Source organism: Mesorhizobium sp. M0563 (genome assembly GCF_040321065.1).
Lineage (GTDB): Bacteria > Pseudomonadota > Alphaproteobacteria > Rhizobiales > Rhizobiaceae > Mesorhizobium.
In genome coordinates this window covers 18801-35160 of the sequence record NZ_JAMYQV010000016.1, presented here as the reverse complement: position 1 = coordinate 35160, position 16360 = coordinate 18801, and the positions used below count along the sequence as shown (strand labels likewise).

Annotated in this window: 17 protein-coding genes; 8 read left to right on the top strand and 9 right to left on the bottom strand. The window is 63.6% G+C overall.

From position 1 onward, the window contains the following. Positions 1-83: 83 nt before the first annotated feature. The 3 genes from NKI50_RS20135 to NKI50_RS20125 all read right to left on the bottom strand — a co-directional run bounded on the left by NKI50_RS20135 (position 84) and on the right by NKI50_RS20125 (position 3465). Entirely contained in the window at positions 84-1544 is a 1461-nt protein-coding gene (locus tag NKI50_RS20135; RefSeq protein WP_352495483.1) for an amidase, read from the bottom strand. 6 nt (positions 1545-1550) lie between these two features. Next, a complete protein-coding gene (locus NKI50_RS20130; RefSeq protein WP_023718970.1) occupies positions 1551-2459 on the bottom strand; it encodes a ribokinase in 909 nt (302 codons plus the stop codon). A 112-nt stretch (positions 2460-2571) separates the two neighbouring features. Continuing rightward, on the bottom strand, positions 2572-3465 hold the full coding sequence (locus tag NKI50_RS20125) for a methylated-DNA--[protein]-cysteine S-methyltransferase (protein WP_352717399.1): 894 nt from the start codon (positions 3463-3465) through the stop codon (positions 2572-2574). A gap of 114 nt (positions 3466-3579) precedes the next feature. Between NKI50_RS20125 and NKI50_RS20120 the strand changes: the two genes are divergently transcribed. Further along, positions 3580-4395, top strand: a complete 816-nt coding sequence (locus NKI50_RS20120; protein ID WP_352642227.1) for a class I SAM-dependent methyltransferase — start codon at positions 3580-3582, stop codon at positions 4393-4395. A gap of 3 nt (positions 4396-4398) precedes the next feature. On the opposite strand, the gene NKI50_RS20115 is transcribed toward NKI50_RS20120, so the two are convergent. Further along, positions 4399-4893, bottom strand: coding sequence for a DUF2244 domain-containing protein (locus tag NKI50_RS20115; RefSeq protein WP_023718973.1), 495 nt, complete (start codon positions 4891-4893; stop codon positions 4399-4401). Positions 4894-4915: 22 nt separating this feature from the next. Here NKI50_RS20115 and nth point away from each other — a divergent pair, with 22 nt between their 5' ends. Then, on the top strand, positions 4916-5737 hold the full coding sequence (nth, locus tag NKI50_RS20110; protein WP_352495480.1) for an endonuclease III: 822 nt from the start codon (positions 4916-4918) through the stop codon (positions 5735-5737). Positions 5738-5771: 34 nt separating this feature from the next. Here the strand turns inward: nth and NKI50_RS20105 are convergent, their stop codons facing one another. The 4 genes from NKI50_RS20105 to NKI50_RS20090 all read right to left on the bottom strand — a co-directional run bounded on the left by NKI50_RS20105 (position 5772) and on the right by NKI50_RS20090 (position 9456). Continuing rightward, positions 5772-7283, bottom strand: a complete 1512-nt coding sequence (locus NKI50_RS20105) for a tripartite tricarboxylate transporter permease (protein WP_023718975.1) — start codon at positions 7281-7283, stop codon at positions 5772-5774. Between the two features lie 9 nt (positions 7284-7292). Further along, complete coding sequence (locus NKI50_RS20100; protein WP_023718976.1) at positions 7293-7760, bottom strand: tripartite tricarboxylate transporter TctB family protein; 468 nt, start codon at positions 7758-7760, stop codon at positions 7293-7295. A gap of 78 nt (positions 7761-7838) precedes the next feature. Beyond that, on the bottom strand, positions 7839-8816 hold the full coding sequence (locus tag NKI50_RS20095; RefSeq protein ID WP_023718977.1) for a tripartite tricarboxylate transporter substrate-binding protein: 978 nt from the start codon (positions 8814-8816) through the stop codon (positions 7839-7841). A gap of 184 nt (positions 8817-9000) precedes the next feature. Next, positions 9001-9456: a DUF2214 family protein gene (locus NKI50_RS20090; RefSeq protein ID WP_352717397.1), complete on the bottom strand. Its 456-nt coding sequence runs from the start codon at positions 9454-9456 to the stop codon at positions 9001-9003. A gap of 227 nt (positions 9457-9683) precedes the next feature. On the opposite strand from NKI50_RS20090, the gene NKI50_RS20085 reads away from it, so the two are divergent. The 6 genes from NKI50_RS20085 to NKI50_RS20060 all read left to right on the top strand — a co-directional run bounded on the left by NKI50_RS20085 (position 9684) and on the right by NKI50_RS20060 (position 15697). Continuing rightward, entirely contained in the window at positions 9684-10223 is a 540-nt protein-coding gene (locus NKI50_RS20085; protein WP_352642221.1) for a GNAT family N-acetyltransferase, read from the top strand. 208 nt (positions 10224-10431) lie between these two features. Further along, positions 10432-11409: a Bug family tripartite tricarboxylate transporter substrate binding protein gene (locus NKI50_RS20080; RefSeq protein ID WP_352453995.1), complete on the top strand. Its 978-nt coding sequence runs from the start codon at positions 10432-10434 to the stop codon at positions 11407-11409. Between the two features lie 155 nt (positions 11410-11564). After that, positions 11565-12098, top strand: a complete 534-nt coding sequence (locus NKI50_RS20075; RefSeq protein WP_023718981.1) for a tripartite tricarboxylate transporter TctB family protein — start codon at positions 11565-11567, stop codon at positions 12096-12098. Positions 12099-12102: 4 nt separating this feature from the next. Then, the gene (locus tag NKI50_RS20070; RefSeq protein WP_352642219.1) at positions 12103-13626 is read left to right on the top strand and encodes a tripartite tricarboxylate transporter permease; all 1524 of its coding nucleotides are present in this window, start codon (positions 12103-12105) and stop codon (positions 13624-13626) included. Between the two features lie 15 nt (positions 13627-13641). Next, positions 13642-14826 carry a CaiB/BaiF CoA transferase family protein gene (locus NKI50_RS20065; RefSeq protein ID WP_352642217.1) on the top strand — a complete coding sequence of 395 codons (1185 nt, stop codon included), beginning with the start codon at positions 13642-13644 and terminating at the stop codon, positions 14824-14826. A 19-nt stretch (positions 14827-14845) separates the two neighbouring features. Then, entirely contained in the window at positions 14846-15697 is an 852-nt protein-coding gene (locus tag NKI50_RS20060; RefSeq protein ID WP_352642215.1) for a citryl-CoA lyase, read from the top strand. A gap of 71 nt (positions 15698-15768) precedes the next feature. Here NKI50_RS20060 and NKI50_RS20055 read toward each other — a convergent pair whose 3' ends face one another. Then, positions 15769-16278: an NUDIX hydrolase gene (locus NKI50_RS20055; RefSeq protein WP_352483576.1), complete on the bottom strand. Its 510-nt coding sequence runs from the start codon at positions 16276-16278 to the stop codon at positions 15769-15771. Between the last annotated feature and the right edge of the window lie 82 nt (positions 16279-16360).

Sequence of the window (16360 nt, the reverse complement as noted above, 5' to 3'; positions counted from 1 at the left end):
GCTCGTGCGGCGCGCTGTCGCGATCAATGCATGGCGATGAGTTGCGTGCAAGCCGGCGAGGCGCCGACAATGCGGAGCTGATTTCAGCAGGCGCCGGCCTGCCATGGTAGCGTTGCCTCATAGGCGGCAGCCGCCCCCAGCACCGAGAGGTCAGCGCGTGGCCGCCCGATCAATTGCATGCCCATCGGCCTGCCCTTGGGGTCGAAGCCCACCGGCACATTGATCGCCGGGCAGCCGCCGAGCGTGGCGAACGCTGAAACCTGCATCCAGCGATGATAGCTGTCCATGGCACGCCCGGCCACTTCCCTTGGCCAGTGGGTGGAGACCTCGAAAGGGAAGACCTGCGCGGTCGGCAGCGCGATGAGATCGAATCGATCGAAGAGCGACAGCAGGGTTTTGTGCCATGACGAGCGCCTCACCGTGGCGGCGTGGATCTGCGGTGCGGTGAGGCCCAGTGCATGTTCCACTTCCCACATGGCCTCCGGCTTGAGAAGGCGGCGTTTCAAGGGATCGTCGTAATGCACCTTGAGCGCACAACCGCTGCTCGCCTGGCGAAGCGTTACAAAGGCCTGCCACAGCGCTTCGAACTCGAATTCCGGCATCAGCGGCTCGGCCTCGAAGGATAGATCCGCTAACCGGCCGAGTGCTGCCTCGCAAAGCTGTAGAATGCCTGCTTCAATCGGCAGATGACCGTCAAGATCGCCGAGCCAGGCGATGCGCCCGCCGGCCGCCCGCGATTCCAGCCCTTCGAGGAACGAGCCTGGCTTATCATGCGACAGCGGCGCGCGAGGATGATAGCCGGCCTGAACGTCGAGCAGCAGGGCGATGTCGCGCACGTTACGCCCCATCGGCCCTTCGACGCCCATTTGCGCATGAAACACATCAAGATCAGGGCCGGCCGGTACCAATCCCTGCGACGGGCGGAAGCCATAGACATTGTTGTAGGCAGCGGGATTGCGCAGCGAACCGCCGAAGTCGCTGCCATCGGCAATGGGAACCATGTCGAGCGCCAGCGCGACCGCCGCGCCGCCGCTCGAGCCGCCGGCGGTCAGCGCTGGGTCGAACGCGTTGAGCGTCTGTCCAAACACGGTATTGTAGGTGTTGGAGCCGAGCCCGAATTCGGGAACGTTGGTCTTGCCGATGATGATGGCGCCGGCCTGCCGAACACGCTCGACGAAGAAGTCGTCTTCCTCAGGCACGAAATCGGCGAAGATCGGCGAGCCGAAGGTGGTTCTCAGGCCTTTTGTCAGCGCAAGATCCTTGATCGCGATCGGCAGACCGAACAGCGATCCGGTATCTGCTCCTCGCGCCAAATGAGCGTCTGCCTCGTCGGCCTCGCGCAGGATGTCGGCACGCTCACGCAATGAAACGATGGCGTTGACCTGTGGGTTCACCGCCTCGATCCGGTCCAGGAATGCAGCGATCACTTCGCGCACCGAAAGCTGCCGGCGCCTGATCCTGTCGGCCAGTTCCACGGCGGACAGGCGGCAGATGTCGCCGGCGGGCGGCACGGCATGCCTGGTGGTCGGGCGCGTGGCTGTCATCGCGCTTCAGCCGGCAGATGTCGGCATGGCGGCGTCGACATCCCTGGCCAGCGGGATGGCAGGCTGGGCGCCGGCTTTCAGGCAGGCCAGCGAACCGGCTGCGGCAGCGCGGGCAAGCGCCTGGTCGAGCGGCAGGCCTGCCGCCAGTCCGGCAGCAAAATAGCCGCAGAACGTGTCGCCGGCGCCGACCGTGTCGAGCGGAGTGATCTTCAGCGCCGGAACCATCAGGAGATCGTCCGGCGTCGCGGCGAGAACGCCGTCTGGGCCAAGCGTGACGACGATGGTGCGGCCAGTTCTCGAGGCATAGTCGCGCATCCGTGCCGGGCGGTCGCGGCCACTCAACGACAGCGCCTCACCATAGAGGTCGAACTCGGTCTCGTTGGCGACGAGATAGTCGGCCTTGCCGAGGAAGCCGGCCGCGTCGCCGTGGAAAGGTGCGGTGTTGAGCACGGTGACCGCGTTGGCCGTCCTTGCCGCGTCAAGCGCTGTCTCGACCGTTTGCAACGGGACCTCCAACTGCAGCAGCACGACATCGCCGTTTTTCAGGAAAGCCTTGGAAAGGTCACCCGGCACGACCGAATCATTGGCGCCCGCCACGACGGCGATCACGTTCTCGCCGTCGGCGCCGACCATGATCAACGCGGTACCCGTCGAGGCAAAGGTCTCGCCGACGCCGGACAGGTCGATCTTGCCGTCGCGCAGCAGCGCCAAAGCCTCGCCGGCGAAGCTGTCCTTGCCGACCGCGCCGACCATGCGCACCTTGGCGCCGGCGCGGGCGGCGGCCAGCGCCTGGTTGGCTCCCTTGCCGCCGGGGGCGGTGGCGAAACCGGAGCCGCGCACCGTTTCGCCGGGACCGGGCAAGCGGTCGACACTGGCGATGAGGTCGAGATTGATGGAACCGATGACGACGATCAAGAAGTGCCTCCCGCTAGCGCATGTCACTCTAATTGCGCGGGAAGCTACTCCGTAAGATCGCTGCTTGTCACCCTCGGGGCCCTTCGCTCCTATCGTTCCATTCGTTGGCTATTCAAGAAGAGACTTGTCCCGCCTCCCAGCCGAGGATGGCGCGTTTGCGCGTCAGGCCCCAATGGTAGCCGGTGAGCGCGCCGGACTTGCCGAGAGCCCGGTGGCACGGCACGACGAAGGACATCGGATTGGCACCGACCGCGGCACCGACAGCCCGGCTGGCGCTCGGTGCGCCGATGCGCGCGGCGATCGAGGAATAGGTGCAGGCCTTGCCCATCGGAATGCGCAGCAAGGCCTCCCAGACGCGGACCTGGAAGTCGGTGCCGATCATGACGACGCGCAGCGGCTGGTCGGCGCGCCACAGCGTCGGATCGAAGATGCGCGCGGCATAGGGCGCCGTCGCCGCCATGTCCTCGACATAGGTCGCATTCGGCCAGCGGCTGGACATGTCGGCAAAGGTCGCGCGCTCGCCGCCGGGGTCGTTGAAGGCGAGGCCGGCAAGGCCGCGGTCCGTCACCATGATCAAAGCGATGCCGAAAGGCGAGATATGATAGCCGTAGCGGATGGTGAGCCCTGCGCCGCGGGTCTTGTAGTCGCCCGGCGACATCGCTTCATGGGTGACGAACAGATCGTGCAGCCGGCCTGGGCCGGACATGCCGAGTTCGAACGAAGTTTCCAGCAGCGGCATGCCGGAATCCAGCAGTTTGCGCGCATGATCGAGGGTGACGGCCTGCAGAAAAGCCTTCGGCGACAGGCCGGCCCAGCGGGTGAACAGCTTCTGCAGCCCGGTCGGCGTCTCGCCGACCTCCTCGGCCAGCACTTCCAACGAAGGCTGGTCGCGATAGTCGAGGCTGATCTTTTCGATGGCACGACGGACGATTTCGTAGTCGCCGCCTTCAGGCGTGATGTCTTTCTGAAGGATTGCTGTCGTTTTGAGAGGCATTTGGGCGTTCATGGTAGTATCTCCTTGAGTGCGAATATCGTCCTTCGCGGCGCCGATCACCACCCGAAACTTGCTTTCCCGCAGCATGTACCCAGATAGAGTTGGCTTTGAATGGGGAGGACAATCATGGCCGGCGAGAAGATGCAGCTGACCAAGGAAAAAGAAACGCTGCTGATCACCGTCTACGGCAAGGCGCTGGAAAGCCGGTTTCCCAACTCGCTGCTGAAAGACCGCTTTGCGGACGAGGCGGTTCGCCGCATCGACTACGATTTCTCGCGGCTCAAGGTCGACAACAATCTCGGCGTCGGTCTGGCGATCCGGGCCAAGACGCTGGACGACTGGGTTTCGGCTTTTCTGGCGAACAACCCGAACGCCATTGTACTGCATCTCGGCTGCGGGCTGGACACACGAATATTCCGTATCGACCCGCCAGCCGGCGTCGACTGGTTCGACGTCGACTACGCCGAAGTCATCGAGCTCAGGCGCAAGCTCTACCCGATGCGCGAGCATTACCACCTGATCGGATCATCCGTCACGGAGCCTGGCTGGTTGGATGAAGTGCCCGGCGATCGCCCGGCGATGGTCGTGGCGGAGGGCCTGACCCCCTACCTTGCCGCTGACGAGGGCCCAAGACTGGTTTCGCGGCTTGTGTCGCATCTGGCCAGCGGCGAATTTATCTGCGATGCCTACAGCGACCTGGGTCTAAAGCTCGTGCGCCTCAACCGGTCGTTCCGCGCCACCGGAGCCGAACTCCACTGGGCGATCAACGATCCGCGCGACTTGGAACGGTCAGTGCCCGGCCTGCGGTTGGTCGAGGAAACGATGGCGTACAAACCCGAACATGCCGCCCGTGTGAGCTGGTTCGCCGGACTGGTCTTTCGCCTCTGGAGCCACGTTCCGGCTCTTCGGAGGGTCGGCAGGCTGTTGAGATTTCGGTTTTGATCGTCAGCGCGCCTTGGCGGTCGCCAGAGCGCGCGAAAATGCGGTGGCAAAACTTTCGCGGTCGTCGGGGTTGAGGAAGCCACCGATCGAGACTGTTTTTCCTTGCGCCTCGACCGCCATTCTGGTGATGCCGATTTCGGTGTGGCGGGCGATCGAAAAGCGTGCCCAGAACGGATTGAAGCGATGTGCTTCCGATTTGCCTGACGGGGCAGTCTTGCGGATATCGAGGCTGGTGCGAGACACCGACACCTCCTCGCGAGCCCGAGCGGCACGATAATTGGCGCGGAAGGCGATATAGATGGCAATAACATCGAGGCCGAAGAAGCCGAACACCGGCCAGGCGCCGCGCGACAGGAAAAACGCTCCGGTCACCAGCCACCCGAACAGCAATGCGCCCATCAAGATGACAAAGCCGGTCTTGCCCAGCGACCGGTGCGGTATCAGCAGCGCCTGGAAGAATGGCTCGTCGGCCTGAAATGAGGCGTTTGTGTCGCTCATTACAGAATATTATACGAAAGCAATGACAAGCCCCAAGTCCAAAAACTCTTCGGCGCTAAAAAAAGACCTGTTGCCCGGCCGCCGCGACGGCTCGAACGCCAAGCCGCGTCCGCGGCCGGCGAGGTCGCGGGCGCTTTACAGCCCGGCCGAGGTGCATGAGATTTTCCGGCGCTTTTCCGTTCAGCGGCCGGAACCGAGAGGCGAACTCGAACATATCAACGCCTTCACGCTGCTGGTGGCGGTGGTGCTTTCGGCGCAGGCGACGGACGCCGGTGTCAACAAGGCGACGCGGGCGCTGTTCAAGATCGCCGACACGCCGCAGAAAATGCTGGCGCTGGGCGAGACCAGGCTCGGCGACCATATCCGCACCATCGGGCTGTGGCGCAACAAGGCCAAGAACGTCATCGCGTTGTCGGAAGCCCTGATCCGCGACCACGGCGGCAAGGTGCCCGATGATCGCGATCAACTGGTCGAGCTGCCGGGTGTCGGCCGCAAGACCGCCAATGTCGTACTCAACGTCGCCTTCGGCCAGCATACGATGGCGGTCGACACGCACATCTTCCGCATCGGCAACAGGCTCGGCCTGGCGCCGGGCAAGACGCCGGAACAGGTCGAACAAGGGTTTTTGAAGATCATTCCGGATGAATATATGCGGCATGCGCATCATTGGCTGATCCTGCACGGCCGCTATGTTTGCAAGGCACGCAAGCCGGATTGCCCGGCTTGCGTCATCGCCGATATCTGCAAGGCCAAGGAAAAGACGACCAGCGTGCCTGCACCACTGGTCGAGATCGCGCCGCTCGGGCCAGTAGAGGCGGCTACTGAATCAGTGCCAGCCAAGTGACTCTGAAGTTCCTCCTATGTGGCGCCGTCCACGTTCAGGAGCTCTCTTCGACAAACACCTCCTCGCGCTTCTTCCTGACCGCGGGGAGAAACACGATGACGAGCACGGCGAGCGCGATGAGGAGCAGGCTGGCGCTGATCGGTCTCGTCACGAAGGTACTCGGATCGCCGCGAGAGAGGATCATGGCGCGGCGCAGGTTTTCCTCGAGCAGCGGGCCGAGCACGAAGCCAAGCAGCAGCGGCGCGGGTTCGCAGCGCAGCTTGGTCAGGAGATAGCCAAGCAAGCCGAAGAGTGCGACTGCATAGAGGTCGTAGACGTTGGTGTTGACGCTGTAAACGCCGATCGAGCAGAACGCCATGATGATCGGGAAGAGCACGTAATACGGGATCGTAAGCAGTTTCACCCAAAGCCCGATTAGCGGCAGATTCAAGACGATCAGCATCAGATTGCCGATCCACATCGAGGTGATGATACCCCAAAACAGTGCAGGCTGTTCGATCGCAACATTGGGGCCGGGTACGATGCCCTGGATGATCATCGCGCCGATCATCAGCGCCATTACCGGGTTGGCCGGAATGCCGAGCGTCAGCATCGGGATAAAGGAGGTTTGTGCGCCGGCATTGTTGGCCGATTCCGGTCCGGCGACGCCTTCGATTGCGCCTTTGCCGAATTCCCCCGGACTTTTCGAGACACGTTTTTCGACGGTGTAGGAGGCAAAGGCGGCAAGGATCGCGCCGCCTCCCGGCAGGATGCCGAGCGCCGAACCGATGATTGTTCCGCGCACGATGGGGGCCGCCATGCGCCGAAAATCTTCGCGGGTCGGCATAAGGCCGGAGATCTTTCGGATCAGCACGGAACGCTCATGCTCGTTTTCGAGGTTGCGCAGTATCTCGGCGACGCCGAAGACACCGACCGCCACTGCGACGAAATTCAGCCCGTCGGCATATTCGCGGATGCCGAGCGTGAAGCGGGGCGTGCCGGTGTAGATATCCGTGCCGACAAGTCCGAGCAGCAGGCCGAGCACGACCATGGCAAGTGCCTTGACGATCGAGCCGTGGGCGAGCGCGACGGACGAGACCAGGCCGACAATCATCAGCGAAAAATACTCGGCTGCGCCGAATCTCAGCGCTATCGCCGTCAGCGGTGGGGCAAAGATGGCGACGAGGAAGGTCGACACCGTGCCGGCAAAGAACGAGCCTATCGCCGCGGTCGCCAGTGCCGCCCCGGCGCGACCGTTCCTGGCCATTTGGTAGCCGTCGATGGCGGTGACGGCCGACGAGGATTCGCCGGGCATGTTGATGAGGATGGCGGTAGTCGAACCGCCATACTGCGCGCCGTAATAGATGCCGGCGAGCATGATGAGGGAGGAAACCGGATCGCCGATCTGGAAGGTGATCGGCAACAGCATGGCAATGGTTGCGGTGGCGCCGATGCCGGGCAGGACACCAATCAGCGTGCCGAGAAGGACGCCGATCAGGCAGAAACCGAGGTTTGCCAAAGATGTGGCCGTCGAAAAGCCGAGTGCGAGATTGTTGAGGAGTTCCATTTCATCTCCTCACAATGATAGGGGCAGCCACGGGCCGAAACGCCGGAACGGCAGGCCGAGTGCGTAGCTGAAGACGACGAATGCGAACAGCGTCAGGCCGGCCGACAGCACGAGCGCGGTCAGCGGCTTCATACGGCCGCTGCCGAACGATGCGATTAGCGCCGTCAGGAAGATCGAGGGGATAAAGCCGAGGCCGCGCACCGTCAGGCCGAAGAAGATCGGAGCGGGCAGAATGAACAGCATGCCGCGCCACGCGATGTGGCCGATCGGGTCGCTCTCGAAACGCACCGCTTGGACGAGGATGACGGCGCCAAGCAGGATCAGCACGATCGCCAGCACCAGCGGGAAATAGCCCGGTCCCATACGGAAGGCGGTGCCGATTTCGAGGCCGAGCGACTGCAGCGCGAAAAATGCGCCGAGGAAGATGAACAGCGCTGCGCAAATGCCGTTGGTTCTGTCGATTGCGAACGGTTTCATGACGTCCTCCCGGGCCGCGCCGCGGGCTTTGCCGATGCCGTGTAAAAAACGGGGCGCTGGTGGCGCCCCGTTCAAGCTTTAGTCGGCGTACTGGCCGGCCGCTTCGATGATAGGCTTCCACCGCGCGATCTCACTTTCCAGCTTGGCCTTGAGCGCGGCCGGCGTGGCGTCGGCCTCGGGCGACGGCTTGGTGCCGAGTTCGGCAAAGCGGGCGACGACGTTCTGATCCTTCAGCGCCACCTGCAGCGATTTCGACAGGCGCTCGGTGATCTCGGCCGGCGTGCCCTTGGGTGCATAGATTCCGTGCCAGATGCCGACCTGCACCTGCGGAAGGCCGGCTTCCGTCGTTGTCGGCACGTCCGGAAGCACGTCGAGGCGTTGCGCCGAGGTTACGGCATAGCCCTTGATCGTGCCGCCCTGGATCTGCTTGGTGGTGTTGGTCGTCTGGTCGCACATGATGTCGACCTGGCCGCCGAGAAGGTCGGTCATGGCCGGGCCAGTGCCTTTGTAGGGAACGGTGACCAGCGGCGTGCCGATGGCGCTCATGAACAGCATGCCGCACAGATGCGAGGCCGCGCCTATCCCGGCATTGGCGACGGTGACGGTGTCCTTGTTGGCCTTGGCATAGTCGACCAGTCCCTTCAGATCGGTCGGCTCGAGATCCTTGCGGCCGACGATGGTCATCGGCACTTCTGTGACGAGACCGATATATTCGAACGCGTTCAGCGTGTCGTAGGCGAGGTTCCTATACAGCGTCGCGCTGGTCGCCATGCCGATGTGATGCAGGAGCAGCGTATAGCCGTCAGGATCGGCATTCGCGACGCGGCCGGCGCCTAGCGTGCCGCCGGCGCCGCCGACATTCTCGACGATGACCTGCTGGCCGAGGTCCTTCGACATGGCTTCCGCGACAAGACGCGTGACGGTGTCGGTTGGGCCGCCGGCCGAAAACGGCACGACAACGGTGATGGTGCGTTCGGGGTACGTCTGCGCGCCCGCGGCCAACGGGTAAAGCATGGCGACCGCAACGGCAGCCAGCGCGGCGACGAATTTTCTCATCGTGATTTCCTCCCAGAATACGAATTACCAACCGCTGCGCGGAGTTCCTCTCAAACCGAATGTAGATGGAGCAATAACTAGCGCAACCCGACAAATGACAATCGCCTCAAACGGCAAACTGCACATTTGTCCGCGCAAATGAGTGGAAAGGTCGGGCCGCGCGATGCCCTTCCTCCGACCTATCTTAATAGCCGTAGCCGCGCGCCATCGCCGCCGCGAACACCGGGATCAACAGGAAGATGAATGCCTCGGTGCGGACATAGGTGCGAACGGACGCTAGCTCCGCCGCAGGCACCTGGAAGCCGGGACTGGCGCTCGCCTGCCTGCTCCAGGACAGGAATCGGACGGTCGGGATAATCGACAACAGGCCGACAATTGCGAAAGCGGCCATCTTTGCCCAGAACATCCAGTTGTAGACGTAGAATTCCCAGCCCTTGAGACCATAGATGACGCGGCCGATGCTGACGACGATGATCAGCATGGCAATGATGCCGTAATGGCGATCGATACCGGCAAGCCGCTTCAGCGTCGCGGCGGACAGGTCGCTGCGGATCAGGACGAATTCGGCGCCGATGATGCCTGCCAGCGAAAACACCAGCAGATGATGGAAGATGGCAAGCACAAGGTCGGTGGTGTCCATGCTGTTTCCCCTCTGTCGGACGGCAGCGCCGAAACCGAACGCAGTGAACCAAATACTGGCGAAAAACTAACACCGCTTGGCGGGATTCACATCAGCCTGGAAGATGATCTACACAGCCTTGGTTCTTGTTTTACGCAACGGATTTTGATTCCCCATTTCATGCATGTCGCTGTCCTAACCGTTGGATGACCGGCATTAGGCACCGGCAACACAACCGAGGCATGACCATGACCAGTCCGGAGACAATTGTCGCCCCAGTGATTGAGACCTCTCGCACGGTCCTGCGACCGCACCGGCTGGACGATTTCGACGCCTATGTCGCAATGTGGGCCGATCCCGTCGTCACCCGTTTTATCGGCGGCAAGCCGCGCACGCGGGAGGAAAGCTGGATGCGTTTCCTGCGCCATGCCGGCCTGTGGTCGCTTCTGGGCTACGGCTTCTGGGCGGTCGAGGAAAAGGCGACCAGCCGCTTCATCGGCGAGGCCGGCTTCCACGATCTGAAACGCGACATGACGCCGTCGATCGAGGGCATTCCGGAGGCCGGATGGGCTCTGGTTTCGGGCGTGCATGGCCAGGGGTTGGCCAGCGAAGTCGTCGCACGGGTGCTTGCCTGGGGCGATGAGGCATTTGCAGCCGCGAAGACCGTCTGCATCATCGATCCGGAAAACACCGGCTCGCTGAACGTCGCGGCAAAATGCGGTTATGGCGAAGTGCTGCGAACCGTCTATCAAGACAAGCCGACCATCCTGCTGCAGCGGCAGCCCTGACGGATGCTGTCTGGGCACTGCCTGCCACATCGTCGTCGGGCGTCGAGTTCGCCAGCCTGAACATCGCACGGGCCGATTGTGGCGCATGCAGCGTGTTCTGTCTTTGACAGGATGACGCAAACTCTGCATGAATTTTATCGAGCGGGTCTGAATTCAGGCTACGTTTCTGGCAGGCACCGGAGGAGGTGTCGCGATTTGGAGGAATCCCATGCTGAACAGACGCAGATTCTTGATGAGCACCGCGGCGGCAGGTGCTGCCGGGCTCGCGGCATCGCATTTTATCCCCGCTTTCGCGCAGGACGCACCGCAGCTGCAGATTTTCGTGCCGGCGGCGCCGGGCGGCGGCTGGGACCAGACGGCGCGCGCCATGGACCAGGTGCTGCGCAGTGAAAAGCTGATCTCCGGCTCGCAGATCACCAATGTCGGCGGCGCCGGCGGTACTGTCGGCCTGCCGCAATTCGTCAACCAGTGGAAGGGCAAGGGCAATGCGCTGATGGTGGCCGGCATGGTCATGGTCGGCGCCATTATCGCCAACAAGGCGGCTAACAACCTTACCGAGGTCACCCCGATCGCCCGCCTTACCGGCGAGTTCGAGGCGCTTGTGGTGCCGGCCGCCTCGCCGTTCAAGACTGCGGCCGACTTCGTTGCCGCCCTCAAGGCCGACCCGACGCAGGTTCCAGTCGCCGGCGGTTCGGCCGGCGGCTCGGACCACATCTTGTTCGGCCTCATCGCCAAGACCGTCGGTGTTCCTGCAACCAACCTGTCCTATGTGCCGTTCGCCGGCGGCGGCGAGGCGCTGTCGGCGCTGCTCGGCAACCAGGTCGCGGCCGGCATCTCGGGCTATGGCGAGTTCGCCGAACAGGTCAAGGCGGGCGCGCTGCGGCTGCTGGCGATATCTGCCGACAAACGCCAGGAGGGCATCGATGCTCCGACCATGAAGGAAGCCGGCATCGACGTCGAGCTGTTCAACTGGCGCGGCGTCTTCGCGCCGCCCGGCGTCTCGGACGCCGACAAGGCAGCAATGATCAAGCTGATCGAGACGATGGCCAAGAGCGACGCCTGGGCCACCGAATGCAAGAACCGCAACTGGACGCAGATCCTGCTCACCGGTGACGACTATGCGAAATTCGTCGCCGAAGACACGGCCCGCATCGGGACGATCCTCAAGGACCTCGGCCTGGCGTGATGCTCTCGGCAAGGGGCGGCCTGCGCCAACCCTTGCCGGCTTTCGCCAGCCGCATGGACATACGCGGCGCCGGAGGTGAAACTACGCCGAGATCGGCCGAGTGAGACCGGTCCAAGGAGAACCGGCCCCAAGGGACCGACATTGGGAGGACGATGATGAGCACCAGCGACCAGCAGGCGCCGCCGCGCCTTGCAGTGCCCGAACTGCTGATCGGCGTTGGGCTCCTCGCCTGTGCGGGTGCGGTTGCCTGGCAGACGCTTGCAATCCCGGTGTCGCCGCTCTATTCCAAGGTCGGTCCGACCGTCTTTCCCTACATCACCATGACGGGGATGGTGATCCTGTCGCTGCTGCTCATCATTGCCGCCTTGCGGGGCGGATGGCAGCCGGAGGACGAAAAGGAGACGCCGACCGACTGGAAGGCGATGGGCATCGTCGTCCTCGGACTGATCGCCAACCTCGTGCTGATCCAGCCGCTCGGCTTTACCGCCGCATCTGTCATCATGTTCGTTCTCATCTGCCACGGTTTCGGCAGCCGGCGTCCGCTGCGTGACGTGCTGCTCGGTCTGATCCTGGCGCTGGCCGCCTATTTCGGCTTTGCCAGGGCACTCGGCGTCAATATCGGCGCCGGCTTCATCGAAAACCAGCTGAACGCGATCGTCGATTCGGTCGTTGCCGTGCTGAGGGGCTGACGCCATGGAAACGCTCGGCCATCTCGCGCACGGATTTTCGGTCGCCTTCTCGCCGATCAATCTCATATGGTGCCTGGTCGGCACCACGCTGGGGACTGCGATCGGCGTGCTGCCCGGCCTCGGACCGGCATTGACCATCGCGTTGCTGTTGCCGATCACCTACCAGGTGGCGCCGGAGGCGTCGTTCATCCTGTTTGCCGGCATCTATTACGGCGCCATGTATGGCGGCTCGACGACATCGATCCTGCTCAACACGCCTGGCGAAAGCGCCACTATCGTCACCGCGCTGGAAGGCAACCGGATGGCCCGCTCCGGCCGTGGCGGTGCGGCCTTGGCAACCTCGGCGATCGGCTCCTTCGTCGCCGGCACGCTGGGCACGATCGGCGTTGCCTTCCTGGCGCCGATCGTCGTCAAATTCGCGCTGGCTTTCGGTCCGGCCGAATATTTCTCGCTGATGGTGCTGGCCTTCATCACGGTTTCGGCGGTGCTCGGCTCGTCGTCGGTGCGCGGCCTGACCAGCCTGTTCGTCGGCTTCGTCGTCGGCATGATAGGCGTCGATCTGCAGACGGGGCAGCCGCGCTTCACCTTCGGCATGAGCGAATTGTTGGACGGCGTCGACGTCATCGTCGTCGCCGTTGGCCTGTTCGCCGTTGGCGAGACGCTTTACATGGCCTCGCGCCGCTATGCCGGCAAGGACGACATCGTGCCGTTGAAAGGGTCGCTCTACATGACCGCGGCTGAATGGTCGCGCTCGTGGAGGCCATGGCTGCGCGGCTCCCTGATCGGCTTCCCGATCGGCGCCATGCCGGCCGGCGGCGCCGAAATCCCGACCTTCCTCTCCTATGCCATCGAGAAGAAACTCTCCAGACACAAGGAGGAGTTCGGCACGGTCGGTGCCATCGAGGGCGTTGCCGGGCCGGAAGCGGCCAATAATGCATCCGCCGCCGGCGTGCTGGTGCCGATGCTGACGCTCGGCCTGCCGACCTCGGCGACGGCCGCGATCATGCTGTCGGCATTTCAGAGCTACGGCATCAATCCGGGGCCGCTGCTGCTGACGACGCAGGCCGACCTGGTGTGGGGGCTGATCGCCAGCCTGTTCATCGCCAATGTCATCCTCGTCGTCCTCAACCTGCCGCTGATCGGGCTCTGGGTGCGATTACTGAAGATTCCGGCGCCGCAGCTCTATGCCGGCATTCTGGTGTTCGCCACGGTCGGCACCTACGGCATTTCGCAATCGCCGATCGACCTCATCATCCTCTATCTGCTCGGTGCCGCCGGCTTCCTGATGCGGCGTTTCGATTTCCCGACCGCGCCAGTCATCATCGGCATGATTCTCGGGCCGCTTGCCGAAACGCAGTTCCGCCGCGCGATGACCATCTCGAACGGCGATTGGACGGTGTTCTACAAGCATCCGCTGTCGCTGACGCTGCTGACGCTGGCCTTCATCGGGTTGGTTGGACCGCATATCTGGGCCTACATCGAGCACAGGCGCATGCGCGGACCGGAGCGCGTGCCGGGCGATGCCTGAGCTGTTCGTGACGTCATGACAGACCTGCTTTCCGGCATCCGCATCCTTGACCTGACCAATGTGCTGGCCGGCCCCTATTGCGCCTACCAGCTGGCATTGCTCGGGGCCGACGTCATCAAGGTCGAGACGCCGCAAGGCGGTGATCTGGCGCGCCAGCTTGGCGCCTCGCCGGAGCTCAACCGGGTGGGCATGGGCGCTTCGTTCCTGGCGCAGAATGCCGGCAAACGCTCGGTGGCGCTCGATCTCAAGCAGGAGGCCGACCGCGAACGCTTCCTCGATCTGGTCGCTTCGGCCGACGCGCTGGTCGAGAATTTCCGCCCCGGCGTCATGGACCGGCTGGGGCTTGGCCATGCCAGGCTGAAGGAGGTCCGGCCAAGCCTTGTCTATTGTGCGATATCGGGCTTCGGCCAGACCGGGCCGATGCGCGACAATCCAGCCTATGACCAGATCATCCAGGGTCTTTCCGGCATCATGAGCATCACCGGTACACCGGAAACGGCGCCGCTGCGTGTCGGCTATCCCGTCGCCGATACGCTTGGCGGGCTGGTCGGGGCGTTCGCCATTACCGCCGCGCTGGTCAAGCAGAAGACGACAGGCGAGGGTGCGTTCCTCGACGTCTCTATGCTCGAATGCACGCTTTCTGCGCTCGGCTGGCCGGTGTCGAACTATCTGACGGCGGACGTCGAGCCGCAGCCGATGGGCAATGAAAACATGACGGCCGCACCGTCTGGCGCGTTTCGCACCGGCGACGGCTTGCTCAACATCGCAGCCAACAAGCAGGAGCAGTTCGTCACACTGTGCCGGTTGATCGATCGGCCGGAGCTGGCGTCGGATGTCCGCTTTGCCGAGCGCGAAACGCGCAAGCAGAACCGCATTGCATTGAAAGCGCTGATCGAGGATGCCTTGGCGAGCGGCTCTGCCGCCGCCTGGGAGGAGACGTTCAATCGCGCCGGCGTGCCGGCAGGCCGGGTGCTGACAATCCCGCAGGTACTGCAAGAGCAACAGGTGATCCAGCGCGGCATGACGGCGCGCTTCCAGGCTGTGTCCGGGATGGACCGGCCGCTGATCGTGGTGCGCGGCGGCTTCATGGTCGATGGCGAGGCACCTTTGCCGAGCAGGCCGCCGCCGGGGCTCGGCGAGCATATGGACGAGGTTTTTGCCGGTTTGCCGCCACGCGCCAAGAAAAGAGCGAAGGCATGAGCGGCACGGAAAAGAAGGCATGAGCGACACGGAAAACAAGACTGGCCGCGCGCGCGGCGAGGAATGGTGGCAGACCGGCATCATCGAGATGCGGCCCGGCGTCATCCGGCTGCGCGGCTATGAGATCCAGGATCTGATCGGCCGCGTCAGCTTTCCGGCAATGATCTGGCTGATGCTGCGCGGCGAACTGCCGAGCGAGGAGCAGGCGGCGCTGCTTGGCAGCGCGCTGGGTGCCGCCGTCGACCATGGGCCGCAGGCGCCGTCCATCGCCATCGCCCGCATGGCGATCACGTGCGGTGTCGGCATCAACAGCGCCATGGCGTCGGCCGTCAACGTGCTTGGCGACGTGCATGGAGGCGCCGGCGAACAGGCGCTCTCCTTCTACGGAGACATCGCCGCCGAACTGGACGCCGGCGTGCCGCTCGCGGACGCGGTGTCGGCGCGGGTTGATCGTGTCCTTGCTGGGGAAGACGGCTATGTGCCGGGGCTGGGCCACCGCTTCCACCCGGTCGACCCGCGGGCGCCGCGCCTCATCGAACTGACCCGCGACTTTGCCGCGCGCGGCGTCGTCAGCGGGCGCTTCGCCGACATCGCCGAGATGGTCGAGGCGGAAGTTGCGCGGGGCAAGGGCAAAAAAATCCCGCTCAATATCGACGGCGCCACGGCCGTCATCTACGGAGAGCTCGGCTTCCCGCCGCCGCTGACGCGAGGCCTTTTCGTACTGTCGCGCTCGGTCGGCATCCTGGCCCATGCATGGGAACAGTCGCAGGAAAGCGACCGCAACAAAGGGCCGCTGCCGCGCGAATGGCTGTGGGCCTATACCGGCACGCCGGCGCGGCCTTTGCCCGAGGAAGACGAAGGCAGTCAGTGAGATGTCGGTTCAAGCGACAGCGGAGGGCGCTGGAGCCAATTCCCGATAGAGTCGGGATAGACCCCCATGTTTTATTGAGCGTGATCTTTTCCGAAAGCCGGATTCTGCTTTTTGGGGGTATGCTCCAGCTCGGGACTCCTGATGTTCCTCACCAGCGTCGAAAGATCCGGCTCGTCGATGAGCAGCGCCGCGTCGGCCGGTGCCAGCCATGCCCGCTGCCGCCTGTTGGCTTCTTGCCAGTCGGCAAGTTCCTCGGTTACCTCCAGCAAATAGACGACGACGTCGACGCGGACGAAGCGGTTCGCCAGCCGCTTCCAGTAGCAATAGGTGCCGGCCGGCTGTTTCAATATCCTGCCGAGGACGCCGGCTTCTTCCTGTGCTTCGATGGTGGCCGCCTTGCGACCGCCCTTGCCCTTCATCGGCCAGCCTTTCGGCACGATGAAGCGCCTCGTCGTTCGCGATGTGACGAGCATAACCTCGACATCGCCATGCTCGCTCAGCCGAAAGGGGATCGCCGCGACCTGGCGAATCCGGGCGCCCTTCCTTGCCTTACGGACGACCTTCTTTCTGCTGGCTGCCATTCAAAAATCCAGTCGAAGCGGTGCCCAAAGCACGAAGGGCAGCATTGCTAAATCCAAACCGCCTTCGATGTTATCTCAGGTG

What these genes read in the sequence shown, in the direction of transcription:
- NKI50_RS20090 (WP_352717397.1), bottom strand. Translation starts at nt 9,456, where the DNA reads ATGGACACCACCGACCTTGTGCTTGCCATCTTCCATCATCTGCTGGTG.
- NKI50_RS20080 (WP_352453995.1), top strand. Translation starts at nt 10,432, where the DNA reads ATGCTGAACAGACGCAGATTCTTGATGAGCACCGCGGCGGCAGGTGCT.
- NKI50_RS20125 (WP_352717399.1), bottom strand. Translation starts at nt 3,465, where the DNA reads ATGAACGCCCAAATGCCTCTCAAAACGACAGCAATCCTTCAGAAAGAC.
- NKI50_RS20135 (WP_352495483.1), bottom strand. Translation starts at nt 1,544, where the DNA reads ATGACAGCCACGCGCCCGACCACCAGGCATGCCGTGCCGCCCGCCGGC.
- NKI50_RS20115 (WP_023718973.1), bottom strand. Translation starts at nt 4,893, where the DNA reads ATGAGCGACACAAACGCCTCATTTCAGGCCGACGAGCCATTCTTCCAG.
- NKI50_RS20120 (WP_352642227.1), top strand. Translation starts at nt 3,580, where the DNA reads ATGGCCGGCGAGAAGATGCAGCTGACCAAGGAAAAAGAAACGCTGCTG.
- NKI50_RS20085 (WP_352642221.1), top strand. Translation starts at nt 9,684, where the DNA reads ATGACCAGTCCGGAGACAATTGTCGCCCCAGTGATTGAGACCTCTCGC.
- NKI50_RS20095 (WP_023718977.1), bottom strand. Translation starts at nt 8,816, where the DNA reads ATGAGAAAATTCGTCGCCGCGCTGGCTGCCGTTGCGGTCGCCATGCTT.
- NKI50_RS20100 (WP_023718976.1), bottom strand. Translation starts at nt 7,760, where the DNA reads ATGAAACCGTTCGCAATCGACAGAACCAACGGCATTTGCGCAGCGCTG.
- NKI50_RS20075 (WP_023718981.1), top strand. Translation starts at nt 11,565, where the DNA reads ATGAGCACCAGCGACCAGCAGGCGCCGCCGCGCCTTGCAGTGCCCGAA.
- NKI50_RS20065 (WP_352642217.1), top strand. Translation starts at nt 13,642, where the DNA reads ATGACAGACCTGCTTTCCGGCATCCGCATCCTTGACCTGACCAATGTG.
- nth (WP_352495480.1), top strand. Translation starts at nt 4,916, where the DNA reads ATGACAAGCCCCAAGTCCAAAAACTCTTCGGCGCTAAAAAAAGACCTG.
- NKI50_RS20055 (WP_352483576.1), bottom strand. Translation starts at nt 16,278, where the DNA reads ATGGCAGCCAGCAGAAAGAAGGTCGTCCGTAAGGCAAGGAAGGGCGCC.
- NKI50_RS20070 (WP_352642219.1), top strand. Translation starts at nt 12,103, where the DNA reads ATGGAAACGCTCGGCCATCTCGCGCACGGATTTTCGGTCGCCTTCTCG.
- NKI50_RS20105 (WP_023718975.1), bottom strand. Translation starts at nt 7,283, where the DNA reads ATGGAACTCCTCAACAATCTCGCACTCGGCTTTTCGACGGCCACATCT.
- NKI50_RS20060 (WP_352642215.1), top strand. Translation starts at nt 14,846, where the DNA reads ATGAGCGACACGGAAAACAAGACTGGCCGCGCGCGCGGCGAGGAATGG.